The sequence below is a fragment of the Luteibacter yeojuensis genome, from assembly GCF_011742875.1.
Lineage (GTDB): Bacteria > Pseudomonadota > Gammaproteobacteria > Xanthomonadales > Rhodanobacteraceae > Luteibacter > Luteibacter yeojuensis.
Map to the genome: position 1 here is coordinate 137,708 of NZ_JAAQTL010000003.1, position 14,041 is coordinate 151,748.

Consider the following 14,041-nt stretch of genomic DNA (forward strand, 5'->3'; position numbering starts at 1 on the left):
GCGCCATGCAAGGTGCGCCGTTCGTGCCCTTCCATGAGCTTCAGATGAGCCGAACGAAAAGGAGGAAGACAGATGTCATCGATCAAGAGGAAGAGAACAAGAAGTGCGAGGAAAGCAACCTTTGCACTTCTGTTCGCTATAACGGTCGCATGTCATGCGCCCATCAATTTCGCGTCAGATCACGTCAGTACGGAACTCACCGCTGAGGCTAAGGAAACGCTAGAGCGGCGGATTGACGGCATAGCCAACGAGGTAGCGAACCGAAAGCCGTACTTCGAAGACGATCCACTGCCAATTCATATCAGGTCGGAATTCGACGTGGTATCGAACAGGCTGATCATGGATATGGATGAAAGGCTAGGGCCAGTATCCGGATATGGAAGGGTTGAGGATCTGGAATCCGACGTTCAGGAAGCGATATGGCCTCTGGTTAAGGATATCCCGGGATTCAAGGGACTCGAATGGCGGTTTGGGGGGGAAGGAGATGTACCTTTGGTTCCCGAGCGATCGCCCGAGGGAACGACCGACCGAGCAGGTAAGGAGCGATGGACCAGCGGTTCTGATTGGGGCTGGACATGGATATTACTACCACCACGGATATAAGGATTGGCGTCCTCAGCGAGAGATTTACAACGGCATATTAGAGGACGAAATAACTACACAGTACGCCACTATGCTCTATGGGAAGCTTCTTCCTCACAACATCTCAGCGGGTTGGATAAGGGAGGCGAGGTTTGCCGGTCACCAACCAAGTGGTCAGCCATATCACATGGTAGCCGCAAGATATCAAATCGCGGATAAGCTGCCGGAGCGCCCCGACATCTGGCACTCGCTTCCGGATAGTTCCGACAGCCTCCGCGAGCGCGACGAAGATATAAGAAGCCGGCCGCTCTATGCCAATGAGGTTGGCGCAGGAGCACTTGTGCACATTCACACAAACGCTTCCGATAATCCATCTGCGAGGGGAACAAGGGTGTTCCACCACATGGCTAGCGCCGAATCCTCGCGGTTGGGCTCGATGATTCTCTGCTACATGCGAGAGTCGATTCACTCCTTGGATCAATACAAGGACTTTCCCATCGACTCAGCTTCGACGCCGGGCAATCACGGCGAGAATCGACTTGCCGCAATGCCATCGGTAATTGTCGAGGTAGGGTTTCACACCAACGCTGAAGATGCGGCAGCTTTGAAAGACATCTTCTTCATGGGGCATTCGATGGCCGGCGTAGCAAAAGGCTATCGGTTGTTTGAGGCCGGCGAGAAATGTCTTCCCTTGAAGATCGACGCTCCGGTCCGAGCCGAAGGGATGGTCGACGATAACGTCGTGATACCCGTATCCGCGCAGGGATTTCCAGACTTCCCTTTAGCGATCCAGGCTTCCCGAAAGAACTGTGCAAGGCGCTGCGCAGTTGACTATGAGTTGGCGGATAATCCTGATGAAATGGCAGAGATCAAGCTCGCATATCGGTGTGACGAGGCACGCGTCGAGTTAATCGAATTGACGGCACGCGACTTTTCGGGGGTGGAAGCAGAACCCATAGAAGTCTCAATCACTTGCCATCCGAAGCCTGAGCCGTAAAGCTGAAATAAAAGACGATCCTTGTCAGGACAACACGCGCTGATTGCTATTGTAGGAGCCGCTATAGCGGCGAGGAAACCTCGCGATCACATTGCCGGTCCTACCACGCCGTCATGGCGGCATTACCAGACAAGGCTGGCGCCGCCGCTTCATCGCTTTGTTGGCTTCTCGCCGCTATAGCGGCTCCTACAACGGTTACTAAAGGTGACTCAAGCGCCGACCTCGCGCATCCACGCATCCATGCCGCCTTCGACATTGAACAGCTGCGTGAAGCCGTGCGCCGCGAAGCGCTCGGCCGCGGCGCGGCTGGACACGCCCACATTGCAGATGAAGGCGATCGGCGTGTCCTTCGGTAGCTGGGCCAGACCTTCGTAGCCTTCGTTCTCGAGGATGCGCGCGCCGCCGATCGGTGCGACGGTCGCGCGGTTGTGCGCGGGGCGGGTGTCGACGAGCACCACATCGCCGGCGTCGAGCTTGGCCTTCAGTTCCTGCACGCTGAGCGATCCGATCTCGACGGCGCCCGGGAACTTGAGGCTGAGACCTTCGCCCTGCACGGTGGACACCCAGTCGATCACGATGCCCTTCGCGCGCGCGGCGCTACCGGGATCGAAGTGCACCTCGATGCCGCTGGCGACGGTGACGATGTCGTGGTCGCCGGCCGGGGCGAGCTGGAAGCCGGCGCTGTGGTCGGGACCGATCTCCAGGTGGAGGGCCATGCCCTGCGCATTCGCCATGCCGCCACGGATGGCCTCGGCGGCCTTCTCGGTGATGGTGATCTCCGGCGGCGTGCGATCCGGCGCGGGAGCGCCGAAGAGGGTGTAGAGCTCACCGCTGGTGTACATCTGCCGGATGATGTCCGATCCGCCCACCAGCTCGCCCTTCACATAGAGCTGGGGAATGGTGGGCCACTGGCCGAATTCCTTGATGCCCTCGCGGATCTCCGGGTCTTCCAGCACGTTCACCGTGTGGTAGGTGGGAACCACGTCGTTCAGGGTATTGATCGCCGCGGCGGAGAATCCGCACATCGGCTGCTGGCGCGTGCCCTTCATGAACAGCACGACGTCGTGCTGGCCGAGGAGGGATTCGATGCGCTCGCGGGTGGGTGTATCGAGGGCCATGGGGTCACCGCGGGAGGGAAAGGGGCCATTTTACCGGCATCCCTCGCACATGGGCCCGTTCCGGTCCGTTTCAACCCGCTATCGACACCTCGGCACCGCGCAGGCCGGACAGGTCCGCCCGGCAGTCCGCCAGCGGGGCGAAGCCCAGCACGGCTTCCGGCGAGGGCAGGACGGTCTCCCGGCTCGCGCGGCCGAGCGGCGTCACCCGGTCGGTCCAGTGGATCAGTTCCATCGCGCCGGTGAAATCCTCGACCAGGGCCGTGCAGTGCTCCACCCAGTCGCCGTCGTTCAGGTAGAGGATGCCCTCCATCGGCCGCACGTGGCCGAAATGGATGTGCCCGCAGATGTGACCGTCGAGCCCGCGCTCGCGGGCGTCGCGCGCTACGCGCTGCTCGTAGTCTCGGATATACGCCAGCGCGGCGCCGACATGCGACTTCAGGATGATCGACAGCGGCAGGTAGGGAAGTTCCAGGCGCGAGCGCACCGCGTGCACGCGCCGGTTCGCCCAGCAGATGAAGCGGTGCAGCGTATCGCCCAGCCAGGCGATCCAGCGCCGGCCGACGTGCTCGGGATCGAATTCGTCGCCGTGGCTCACCCGGTAGCGGCGGCCGTCGGCCCCTTCGTGGATGGCGTCCAGTTCGACGCGGATGCCCGCGATGCTGGTGCCCACGAGGCCGCGCATCTGGAAATCGTGGTTCCCCGGGATGTAGACGACCTCGATGCCGCGCCCGGCGATCGCGACGAGTTCGGCCAGCACGGCGGTGTGGTCGGCATGCCACCAGTGGCGCTTCGCCAGTGCTTCCAGGTCGACGATGTCGCCGACAAGGTAGAGCCGTTCGCAGTCGAGCCCACGAAGGAAGTCGAGGAGGTAGGCGGCCTTGCAATCGGGCGTGCCGAGGTGCACGTCGGAGATGAAGGCGCTGCGGCAGGTGAGCTTCGCCATGGCATCGGTTCCCGGGGGTTGTCCCGGGTCGCCAGTCTCGGGCCGGGAGGTAACCGGGGCATGGCGCGCGCATTGCAAAGATATTGCTATCGCGCAGGGGGCCCTCCGTTTTCCTGCACGATGCCGGCTTTGTGTGGGAGCCGCTTCAGCGGCGATGGGTGCTCGCGGCAAGCGTCCCGCTGCCGCGGGATCGCCGGCATAGCCGACTCCCACAGGGGTTATTCGCCCAGGGCCGCTTCGGCTTCGGACAGTATCGTCCGTGTCCAGATCGCGTACTGCGCCGCGGACGGATGCAGTCCGTCGTCCACCAGCATGCCGGGCCTGGCCCCGGCTTCGCGCGAGGCCGGTGTCACGTCGACCCAGTGCGCATGCATCCGCAGGGTTTCGTCGCGGGCGACGGCGTTGAAGGTATCGATCTCGCGGGCGATGGCCGCGCGGTCGCGGCCTTCCGCAAAAGACGTCACGCCCCAGTCGGGAATGGAGACGACGAGGACGCGGCGCACGTCGCCGGCAAGCTCGGCGGCACGCCGGAGCAAGGCGAGAAACTGTTCCCGGTATTCCGCCACGGATCGTCCACGGTACTGGTTGTTCACGCCGATCAGCAGCGTGACGAGGTCGTAACGCGGCAAGAGCGCGGCGGCATCCATCGCCGCCGACAGTTCGTCGGTGGTCCAGCCGGTGGTGGCGACGATGCGGGGGGCGTCGACGGCGATGCCGCGCTCGCGTAGTCGTGCGGCCAACTGGACGGGCCAGCGACCCTCTTCTTCGACGCCTTCGCCGATCGTGTACGAGTCGCCCAGGGCGAGAAACGAGGCTGCACCCACGAATCAGGCCACCGCGCTGGCGGTCGGTGCCGCCTCCGCCGCCATGCGGCCCAGCACGCGGTCGATGCGCACGAAGACCTCGGCAAGTTGCGCCGGCTCCGGCAGCAGCGTGAGGCGCAGGTGCCGGCTGGCGGACAGGTTGAAGCTGGTGCCCGGAACGACGAGCACGCCTTCCTCTTCCAGCAGGCGCAAGGCGAAGGCGGTGTCGTCGAAGGACGCGATGGCCTCGGCCCGCACCTGCGGGAATGCGTAGATCGCGCCGCCCGGGGCGACGACGTCGAGGAACGGGCTGGCCGACACGCCTTCGAGGACGATGCGGCGTGCCTCGTGCAGGCGACCGCCCGGCGAGGTGAGTTCGCCGATCGTGGGCTTGTCGAGCAGTGCGGGGCGCACGGCCCATTGCGCGGTGACGTTCGCGCACAGGCGCAGCGCGGCGAGCAGCTGGAGCGCATCGCGGTAATCGGCGGTGCGGCGCGGATCGCCGGACAGGCTCATCCAGCCCACGCGATAACCGCAGGCGCGATGCACCTTCGACAAGCCGCCGAAGCTCACGCAGGGATGGTCGCCCGCGATGGCCGCGAGCGGCTGGAACGGTACGTCGTCGTAGAGGATCTCGTCGTAGATCTCGTCGCAGAGCAGGAGCAGTCCATGCCGGCGCGCGACCTCCACGATGCGTTCCAGCAAGGCCTTCGGATAGACCGCGCCGGTGGGATTGTTCGGGTTGATGAGCACGAGCGCACGCGTGCGCGGCCCTGCGAGGGCATCGATTTCGTCCGGGTCGGGCAGGTGCCCGTTCGCGGCGAGGCAGCGGTAATAGCGCGGGCTGCCGTCGTTGAGGATGGTGGCGGCGCTCCACAACGGATAATCCGGGCTGGGGAGCAGCACCTCGTCGCCCGGCTGGAGAAGCGCGCGCAGGGAGATGTCGATCAGCTCGCTCACGCCGTTGCCGACGAAGACGCGTTCCGCATCGACGCCGCCGGCGCCGCGCATCCGCTGCTGGACGACGATGGCCTCGCGCGCCTCCTCCAGGCCTTGTTCGTGACCGTAGGCTTCGCTGTCCGCCAGGTGAGCGCCGATCGCTTCGCGCAGGTGGGCCGGGGTGGCGAAGCCGTAGCGTCCGGGATTGCCGATATTGAGCTTGATGATCGACTGGCCGGCGGCTTCCATGTCGCGGGCGCGGCGGGTGAGGGCGCCGCGGATCTCGTAACGCACGTCCGCCAGGTGGGCGCTGGGCTTGATGGGTGACACGTCTTGCGTCCGGTGGCTGCGCCGGGCCTCTCCCGGCGATCGTGTCCCGATCCTAGCAGCGTCCTTCCGGCGCCGCGAGCGGGCATAATCCCGTCCCATGATGACCGACACCCCGGAACTGGCGCGCCTGCGTCATATCGGCTGGCGCGATGTCGCCCTGCCGGACGATCCACGCCGCCTCGCGCGCGTGGTGGCGCAGCATCGCGCCGGCTACGAGGTGCATGACGGCTCGTCTGCGTTCAACGCCCAGCCGGCGGGCGCGTTCCTGAAGCGTGGCCTGGACCCGTCGCTGCGGCCGGCGGTAGGCGATTTCGTCTTCCTCGACCATGCCAGCCATCCGGTGATCGAAGCGGTGCTTCCGCGCCGTTCCGTGCTCACCCGTGCGGCGGCGGGTGAGCGATACGAGCGGCAGATCATCGCCACGAACATCGATTACGTCCTGGTGCTCACCGGCCTGGACGGTGACTTCAACCCTTCGCGCATCGAGCGTTACCTCACCCTCGTGGAAGGTTCGGGTGCGCGTCCCGTCGTGTTGCTCGGCAAGGCCGATACCGGCGTGGACGTCGACGGCGCGATCGCGGCGCTTGCCCCCCGTCTCCCCGCGGACGCGGTCGTGCACGCGATCAACGCGAAGGATCCGGCGACCGTCGACCTGCTGGCACCGTACCTCGGTCCCGGCATGAGTGCGGTGCTGGTCGGATCGTCCGGCGCGGGCAAGTCCACCCTCACGAACACGTTGCTCGGGGAGGAACGCATGGCTACGGGCGCGGTGCGCACGCACGACAGCCGTGGGCGGCATACCACCACGCATCGCGCGTTGCTCAGCCTGCCGGCGGGCGGGTGCCTCATCGACACGCCGGGCATGCGCGAACTCAAGCTCACCGGTGAGGAGAACCTCGATCTGTTCGCCGATATCGAGACGCTGGCGGCGCAATGCCGCTTCGCGGATTGCAGCCACGGCAACGAACCCGGTTGCGCGATCCAGGCGGCGCTGGCCTCCGGCGAGCTCTCGCCGCAACGCTGGCGCAACTACCTCAAGCTGCATGAGGAGCGCGAGGAACAGGCGGCGACGCTCGAAGCCCGTCTGAAGCGCAAGCCCGCGGTGAAGCCTGGCGGCAAGCCGCGACGGGGCGGCTGGTCTCGCGACGACGACTGACGCCATGACCTGACGCTCCTCGCGCGGCTGCCCGACATACAAGGCAGCGGGCCGCGACTAACGTGCCTTGCTCTGTCGCCGAGCAAGGAGCGGGCATGGTCACGAAGAGATGGGGGCACGGCACCCTGACGATGGCGCTAGCCGCCGCGTTCGTCACGCAGGCCCATGCGCGGGCGACGAACCTGGTCGTCGAACGCGGCATGGCGGAGCAACTGGATCCCGGCGACGTCGTGCATGCCACCGCTCCGGGGACGATGGCGGCCAGGGTGGACCCGCGGGCCACGCTCGATGCGGAAGACGCGAGTTTCGTCAACGAGGGCGTGGGCACGCGCACCTCGCGCGCATACGGCGTGTTCGTTTCCGATGGCGGAGGGTTGTCGCTTGTGGGCGGTCGCGTCGCGGTGAGCGGTTCGTGGGGTATCGGCATCCAGGCGCAGCGCAAGGCCCTGCTCGACCTGGGCGGGACACGGGTCGCCGCGTCCGGGCACGCCGGCATCGGTATCGTCGTGCAAAGGGAGGGCGAAGGCGCGTTCCGCGACTTGCGCGTCGAGTCCACCGGGACGCATGGCGTCGGTCTTCTCGTCACCGGTCATTCCCGTGTCGTCGCCACGGACAGTCGCATCCTGGCGAGTGGGTCCGGCGCCACGGCGCTCGCACTCGATGGCGGCGAGGTGCGCCTGCGCGATACGGTGCTCCAGGCCGGCCCCGGCTATGCCATTGCCACGCGCTTCCAGAACGACGGCGCGGCGCGCGTGCACCTGGAAGGAGGCGCGGTGCAGGGGCGAATCGAAAGCGGTGGACCCGGGCTTTCGATCCATGCCGTGGCAGGGCACATCGATGGCGATGCCGTGCGTGCCGGAAAAGGCGAACTCGACCTGCACATCGCGCGCGGCGCGTGGCGTGGGCGCGGCAGCCGGCTGAGGTCGCTTTCCCTGTCCGATGCGGCATGGACGCTCACGGGCGACAGCGATGTCCGGCAGGTTCGCCTCGATCCGGGCGGTCGCATCGTCTTCGATCGCCTCCAGCCGGGCTTTCGGACCCTCCGTGTCGGCACCTGGCAGGCGGACGTGGCGGCCGGCGGCGTCGTACTGGGCACCCGCCTGGACGCAGGGGGAACGCTGCGGCGGCAGGCGACGGATCGATTGCTGGTTCATGGCGATGCCGTCGGCCGTACCGCCTTGCACGTCGTCCACACCGGCGGCACCGGCGCATCCACGGCTGGACGCGACGGCGTGAACGGGCCCGGCGACGGCATCAGCGTCGTGCAGGTCGGCGGCGCGGCGAGCGCGGAGTCGTTCCATCTTGCCGGCGACTACGTGGCCGTCGGTCCCTGGCAATACCGGCTGTACGCATACGAGCCCGGTCGCAGCGATCCGGCACAACGGCTGGTCGACGGGCAGGGTGCCGACTATTGGGATTTCCGCCTGCAAAGCATGCGCACGGCCGGTGCGGCATCGCGTGCCGCACTGGCGCCGCAAGTGCCCGCTTACCTCGTGCTGGCCCATGCGCTCTTCGGTTATGGCCGGTCCGCCATGGGCGCACTGCGTCCCGGCGATGTCGGGCCGTCACGCGAACCGGCCCTGCGGGTAAGGGCTTTCGGCGGCGACGCGATGTATCGCAGCCGTCTTGCCGCCACCTCGTATGGCGTGGACTACCGGCGTCGCGATCGTGGCCTCCAGATCGCGGCCGACATGCTCGTCCATGCCATCGGCGAAACGACGGTGCGTACCGGCATCGCACTCTCCTCGGGCAGTTCGCGCATCCTTCCCCGTGCCGCGGAGGGTCGCAGCGACGCGCGCGCGGAAGCGCGCGCCCTGGCATGGCATGCGGTGCTGACGACGGAAAGCGGATGGGCGCTGGCCTCCGCTTACGGCTTCAGTCGCTACCGCATCGCCGCGCATACGCCGGTGCGCGGCGAGGTACTGCCGAACCTGCGCGCAAGCGCCAACGAAGCGATGGCCTCCGTGGGCTTCCACTGGCGGCCATCGGCGCGCCTTCTCGTCGAGCCCGGCGCATCGGTCCTCTGGCAGCGCCTGCGCTTCGGAAAGGCGCGCGACACCGACGGCATCGAACTGGCGGCCGGTTCACCCCGGCGCGCGACGGTGCGAGCGGGCGCCCGGGCCTCGCTGCTGCTTCAGCCGCAGGGAAGGACGATCCGCACATGGTCGCCCTACCTGGATCTTCGCTACGGCCTCGCGCGCGACACCGGTGCATCGCTCCTGGCTGCCGGGGAGCGCCTGCCCACGGGCCGCGGTGGCCGCACGATCGATGCCGCCGCCGGTGCGACATTCGAACTCGACGCGCGCTGGACAGCCTCCATCGACACCTCAGCTCGTCTTGCCCGGGGTCATGGCGGTGAATCCGGCCGTGCCGTCCGCATCGGCGCTACATGGCATTTCTAGTCTTCGTGTTGTGTGGTCGCTTCGTAGGGTGGGCCAAGGCCTGGGCAAGAAGCCATGGATGCTGCGAATAATGTAAAGGATGCTTGACACAGGCTGCCGAAGCCCGCAGGATGATGTAAAGCGTGCTTGACACGCTTCCATCCCGCCAGGAGGTTCGTCGCATGTCGTACCGCATCCTGTTCCGTCTTGCCGCGCTGGTGGCCGCCACCTGTGTCGCCTCCACCTTCGACGACGTCAAGGCCGCCGCGGCGCCCGCTCACCGCCGGCGTCGTGGCGATCGACGGACTGCCGGTCTTTCCCGGCATGGATAACGTGACGCCGGAGCAGCGCACCGCCATCGCCGCGCAGATGCGTAACCAGCTCGAAAACGCCTCGCCGGATGCGTACCGCGCACAGCAACTCGGTTACATGCGGAAGGTCGGCACCCTGGACCCGAAGCTGGCCGAAACGGTCGCACCGCTCAACGCGCGCAGCGACCAGAAGGCGGTGGCGCGCTACATGAGCGAGGATGCCGCCGCCGACTTCCGGCCGGCGCTGAAGCACGCGACGCTGCCCATCCTCGAGATCTCGCCATACAACGCGGCGGACTTTTCCGCCGGGCCCTCCCGGCACTATGTCATGCTCGACCAGCCCGCGGCCTTCCAGAAGACGCTGGTCGATTTCGTCAACGCGCACTGATGGGGGAGTGGCGATGCGTGCCGTGCACAAGCGTTACCTGCGTGAACTGTTTCCAGCGATGTTCGTCTATGTCGCGCTGATCTTCCTGTCGGTCGGATGGCTCAGGACGCTCGAAGGCACCACGGCACGCACGGTCGTCACCCTTCTTCCGGTCTTGCCCGTCGCATTCCTCATCCGCGCGATGGTGCGGGTGATCCGCGACCAGGACGAGTTCGAGCGGCGCATCGACCTCGAAGCCATCGCCATCGGCGGCGCGATCGGCGGTTTCGGATTTTTCACCTATGGCATGCTGCTGAACGCGAAGGTGATTCCGCCGCCGCCGCCCGAAGCCGTGGCGATCTGGGTGCTGCCGGTGCTGCTGGGATCCTTCGGCGTGGCGAAGTGCGCCGTCCGCTTGTATTACCGCTCGCGATGAACAACCGCGTTCGCGAACTCCGTAACCTGCTGGGCTGGTCGCAGGCCGACCTGGGCGAGAAGCTCGACGTGTCCCGGCAGACGGTGAACGCGATCGAGACCGGCAAGTACGATCCCAGCCTGCCGCTGGCCTTCAAGATCGCGAAGCTCTTCGAACTGTCCATCGAATCCATTTTCAGCCCGGGGGAAGAGGCATGAAACGTGCGCCACGGATAGCCATCGTCGTCGCCATCGTCGCCGCCGTCCTGGCCGGACGGCAGTGGACGCGCCACGATGGCGACGCATCGACCGCGGTCGCGCCACCGCTCGCGGCGACGAAACCCGCACCGCCGCGCATCTGGAAACTGGGCTCGCTGGAACTGAAGCCCTGCGAACTGCCGCAACCGCATTCGGGGCTGTCGACCGCGGCCTGGTGCACGGCGTTCGAAGTGCCGGAAGATCGCGCCCATCCCGAAGGCCGCAAGATCTCCTTGCGGCTCGCCATCGTGCGCAGCAGCGCGCAGGTGCCCGCGGAGGACATGGTCGCCTTCATCGCGGGCGGCCCCGGCCAGTCGGCGGCCGAAAGCTATCCGGCCATCGCCCCGGCGCTGTCGCCGCTGCTTTCGCACCGTAACCTGCTCCTGCTCGACCAGCGCGGCACGGGCGCATCGAATCCGCTGAGCTGTCGCGACGACGAACCGGGTGCGCCCGGCGGGGTGGAAGACGAGAGCGGCTTCGATGCCGAGGCCGTGCGCAAGGAGACGCTCGCCTGCCTCGACCGGCTGTCGAAGCATGCCGATGTGCGCTTCTACACGACCACGGACGCCGTGGCCGACCTGGAAGACGCGCGCCGCGCACTGGGCTCGCCGAGGCTGGACCTTGTCGGCGTCTCTTATGGCACCCGTGTGGCGCAGCAATACGCCATGCACCATCCCGAAGGACTGCGCACCCTCGTGCTCGACGGCATCGCGCCGAACAGCCTCGTGCTCGGCGAGGACTTCGCGGTGAACCTGGACACCGCGCTCAAGGCGCAGTTCGCGCTTTGCCATGCCGACGCGGCCTGCCGTAAGCGCTACAGCGATCCTTACCAGACGCTCTACCAGCTGCGAGACGCGCTGCGGGCCAATCCGCACAAGGTCAGCTTCCGCGATCCGCAGAACTACGCCTCCGTGCAGCGCGTGCTCAGCGAATACTCGCTGGCCACGGTGGTGCGCATGTTCGCGTACTCGCCGGAAACCGCGGCACTGCTGCCGCTTTCCATCGACGCGGCGGCGCACGGGGACGTCGGTCCGCTGCTCGGCCAGGCCAAGCTGCTTACCGGCGACCTGGGCGACACCATGGACGGTGGCATGCAGTATTCGGTGATCTGCTCAGAGGACGCCGACTTGCTGCGCTCGCGTCCGGAGGACAAGGACACCATCCTCGGCGACACGATGATCGAGGCGTTCCGCACGGCATGCTCGGTATGGCCGCACGGTGCGCGTCCGGCCGACTTCCGCCAGCCGTTGAAGAGCGACGTGCCGGCGCTGCTGATGTCCGGGGAGTTCGACCCGGTAACGCCCCCGCGCTATGGCGAGGAGGTGCTGAAAGGCCTTCCCAACGGCCGTCACTTCGTCCTCAAGGGACAAGGCCACAATGTGGTGGCGCGCGGCTGCATGCCGCGTCTGCTGGACCATTTCATCGACAAGGCCGACGCGAAGGGCCTCGACGCCGGCTGCCTCGAGCGCCTCGCGCCCTTGCCTGTCTTCGTCGGTTTCAACGGAGCGACGCCATGATCGAGGTAAGGGACCTGCACAAGGCCTTCGGCGATGTGCGCGCCGTGAACGGCGTGAGCTTTACCGCGCGCGACGGCGAGATCACCGGCCTGCTCGGCCCCAACGGGGCGGGGAAGACCACGACGCTGCGCATGCTTTACACGCTGATGACGCCGGACGCCGGACAGGTCCTGGTCGATGGCGTGGATGCCGCGGCCGACCCGCTCGCGGTACGCCGCCAGCTCGGCGTGCTGCCCGATGCGCGCGGCCTCTACAAACGGCTCACCGCGGCGGAGAACATCGACTACTTCGGCCGGTTGCACGGTGTGCCGCCCGACCTTCTGCGCGAACGCCGTGAGGCCCTCATCGAGGCGCTGGAGATGCGCGACATCGCCGCCCGCCGCACGGAAGGCTTTTCGCAGGGCCAGCGGGTGAAGACGGCGATTGCCCGCGCCCTCGTGCACGACCCGCGCAACGTGCTCCTCGACGAGCCGACCAACGGGCTCGACGTGATGGCGACCCGTGCGATGCGTCGTTTCATGCACCGCCTGAAAGACGAGGGACGCTGCGTGCTCTTCTCCAGCCACATCATGCAGGAGGTGGCGGCATTGTGCGATCGCATCGTGGTGATCGCGCACGGGCGGGTCGTCGCCGACGAGCCGCCCGGGGCGCTGCTGGCGCAGACCGGCGAAGCCAGTCTCGAGGACGCGTTCGTGAAGATCATCGGTACCGACGAGGGGCTCGCCGCATGAATGCCTTCAGCACGGTCTACTGGAAGGAAGTGCGCGAGAACCTGCGCGACCGCCGTACGCTGGTCAACGCGCTGATCACCGGCCCGCTGCTGGGGCCGGTGATGTTCATCATGCTGATGAACATCATGATCAACCAGCAGCTGGAGAAATCCGACCGGCCGCTCTCCGTCCCCGTCATCGGCGCGGCCCTCGCGCCGAATCTCGTCGTCGCGCTGAAGAGTGCGGGTATCGACGCCGCCCCGGCACCGTCCGACCCGGAAACCGCCGTGCGGGAGCAGCGTGCCGACGTCATCGTGCGCATCTCGCCGTCGTATGTGCAGGCCTGGAGCAAGGGGCAGGCCGTGCAGGTGGAGCTGATTTACGATTCGTCGCGCCGCGACGCGTCCACGCCGGTGGCGCGCGTGCGTAACGTGATCGAGGGCTACGGCAAGCGCGAAGGCGCCATGCGGCTCATCGCGCGCGGTCTGTCGCCGACGACGGCGTGGCCGGTACAGGTGGCAGAGCGCGACCAGGCCACGTCGCAGTCGCGTTCCGCGTTGATGTTCTCCTTCCTGCCCTACTTTTTCGTGCTCACCGTCTTCCTCGGCGGCATGTACCTCGCGATCGACCTTACCGCCGGCGAACGCGAGCGGCAGTCGCTGGAGCCACTATTCGTGAATCCGGTGTCGCGATGGAAGATCCTGGCGGGGAAGCTCGGCGCCATCTGTACCTTCTCCGTGGTGAGCCTGTTGCTCAGCGTGGCTGCCTTCGCCACGGCACCGTGGTTCATTCCCACCGACAAACTGGGCATCGCGCTGGACCTCGGGCTGCGTTTCGGCGCGCAGGTGGTGCTGTTGATGCTGCCGCTCATCCTCCTGCTCGCCGCACTGCAGTCGCTTGTCTCGGCCTTTGCCAAGAGCTATCGCGAGGCGCAGACGTACCTTTCGATCCTCATGATCATCCCGGTATTGCCTAGCGCCCTGCTGTCGGTGATCCCGGTGCGCGCGGAGCCGTGGATGTACGCGGTACCGCTGCTTGGGCAGAACCTCGGCATCGTGCAGCTGCTGCGCGGCGACGGTGTGCCGGCTTGGCAGATGGGCTTGTGTCTCGCGGGCGGTTTCGTCGCGGCGATCCTGGCAGTGTGGGCCACGGCGTGGATGTACCGCTCCGAACGCCTGGCCATCTCAGGCTGACGCACCTTGGTAGGAGCCGCTA

At 66.6% G+C, this 14,041-nt stretch carries 15 protein-coding genes; 11 read left to right on the plus strand and 4 right to left on the minus strand.

All coding sequences use genetic code 11. The annotated features are described in order from the left end of the window. Positions 1-72 precede the first annotated feature (72 nt). Positions 73-603 carry a hypothetical protein gene (locus HBF32_RS18160; RefSeq protein WP_166701212.1) on the plus strand — a complete coding sequence of 177 codons (531 nt, stop codon included), beginning with the start codon at positions 73-75 and terminating at the stop codon, positions 601-603. After that, entirely contained in the window at positions 485-1,579 is a 1,095-nt protein-coding gene (locus HBF32_RS18165) for an N-acetylmuramoyl-L-alanine amidase family protein (RefSeq protein ID WP_166701213.1), read from the plus strand. Before HBF32_RS18160 ends, HBF32_RS18165 begins: the two co-directional genes overlap by 119 nt. 209 nt (positions 1,580-1,788) lie before the next feature. On the opposite strand, the gene grxD is transcribed toward HBF32_RS18165, so the two are convergent. From grxD to HBF32_RS18185, 4 genes are all read right to left on the minus strand, one after another. Then, a complete protein-coding gene (grxD, locus tag HBF32_RS18170; protein WP_166701214.1) occupies positions 1,789-2,697 on the minus strand; it encodes a Grx4 family monothiol glutaredoxin in 909 nt (302 codons plus the stop codon). A gap of 70 nt (positions 2,698-2,767) precedes the next feature. Further along, entirely contained in the window at positions 2,768-3,640 is an 873-nt protein-coding gene (locus HBF32_RS18175) for a UDP-2,3-diacylglucosamine diphosphatase (RefSeq protein ID WP_166701215.1), read from the minus strand. A 218-nt stretch (positions 3,641-3,858) separates the two neighbouring features. Further along, on the minus strand, positions 3,859-4,464 hold the full coding sequence (locus HBF32_RS18180; RefSeq protein WP_166701216.1) for a GDSL-type esterase/lipase family protein: 606 nt from the start codon (positions 4,462-4,464) through the stop codon (positions 3,859-3,861). Between the two features lie 3 nt (positions 4,465-4,467). Beyond that, complete coding sequence (locus tag HBF32_RS18185; RefSeq protein ID WP_166701217.1) at positions 4,468-5,712, minus strand: aminotransferase class I/II-fold pyridoxal phosphate-dependent enzyme; 1,245 nt, start codon at positions 5,710-5,712, stop codon at positions 4,468-4,470. 100 nt (positions 5,713-5,812) lie between these two features. Here HBF32_RS18185 and rsgA point away from each other — a divergent pair, with 100 nt between their 5' ends. The 9 genes from rsgA (at position 5,813) to HBF32_RS18230 (ending at position 14,019) form a co-directional block, all read left to right on the plus strand. After that, positions 5,813-6,868 carry a ribosome small subunit-dependent GTPase A gene (gene rsgA, locus HBF32_RS18190; RefSeq protein ID WP_166701303.1) on the plus strand — a complete coding sequence of 352 codons (1,056 nt, stop codon included), beginning with the start codon at positions 5,813-5,815 and terminating at the stop codon, positions 6,866-6,868. A 95-nt stretch (positions 6,869-6,963) separates the two neighbouring features. Continuing rightward, entirely contained in the window at positions 6,964-9,270 is a 2,307-nt protein-coding gene (locus tag HBF32_RS18195) for an autotransporter outer membrane beta-barrel domain-containing protein (RefSeq protein WP_166701218.1), read from the plus strand. A gap of 161 nt (positions 9,271-9,431) precedes the next feature. After that, positions 9,432-9,581 (plus strand): hypothetical protein, encoded by a 150-nt coding sequence (locus HBF32_RS18200; protein ID WP_166701219.1) that lies wholly within the window; start codon positions 9,432-9,434, stop codon positions 9,579-9,581. Then, positions 9,574-9,948 carry a hypothetical protein gene (locus HBF32_RS18205; RefSeq protein WP_166701220.1) on the plus strand — a complete coding sequence of 125 codons (375 nt, stop codon included), beginning with the start codon at positions 9,574-9,576 and terminating at the stop codon, positions 9,946-9,948. Before HBF32_RS18200 ends, HBF32_RS18205 begins: the two co-directional genes overlap by 8 nt. Before the next feature lie 13 nt (positions 9,949-9,961). Then, positions 9,962-10,363, plus strand: a complete 402-nt coding sequence (locus tag HBF32_RS18210; RefSeq protein WP_166701221.1) for a hypothetical protein — start codon at positions 9,962-9,964, stop codon at positions 10,361-10,363. After that, positions 10,360-10,560 carry a helix-turn-helix transcriptional regulator gene (locus HBF32_RS18215; RefSeq protein ID WP_166701222.1) on the plus strand — a complete coding sequence of 67 codons (201 nt, stop codon included), beginning with the start codon at positions 10,360-10,362 and terminating at the stop codon, positions 10,558-10,560. The genes HBF32_RS18210 and HBF32_RS18215 overlap by 4 nt, the downstream gene beginning before the upstream one ends. Continuing rightward, positions 10,557-12,116, plus strand: coding sequence for an alpha/beta hydrolase (locus HBF32_RS18220; RefSeq protein WP_166701223.1), 1,560 nt, complete (start codon positions 10,557-10,559; stop codon positions 12,114-12,116). The genes HBF32_RS18215 and HBF32_RS18220 overlap by 4 nt, the downstream gene beginning before the upstream one ends. Continuing rightward, entirely contained in the window at positions 12,113-12,847 is a 735-nt protein-coding gene (locus HBF32_RS18225) for an ABC transporter ATP-binding protein (RefSeq protein ID WP_166701224.1), read from the plus strand. The genes HBF32_RS18220 and HBF32_RS18225 overlap by 4 nt, the downstream gene beginning before the upstream one ends. Beyond that, positions 12,844-14,019, plus strand: a complete 1,176-nt coding sequence (locus tag HBF32_RS18230; protein WP_166701225.1) for an ABC transporter permease — start codon at positions 12,844-12,846, stop codon at positions 14,017-14,019. Before HBF32_RS18225 ends, HBF32_RS18230 begins: the two co-directional genes overlap by 4 nt. Positions 14,020-14,041: the final 22 nt, after the last annotated feature.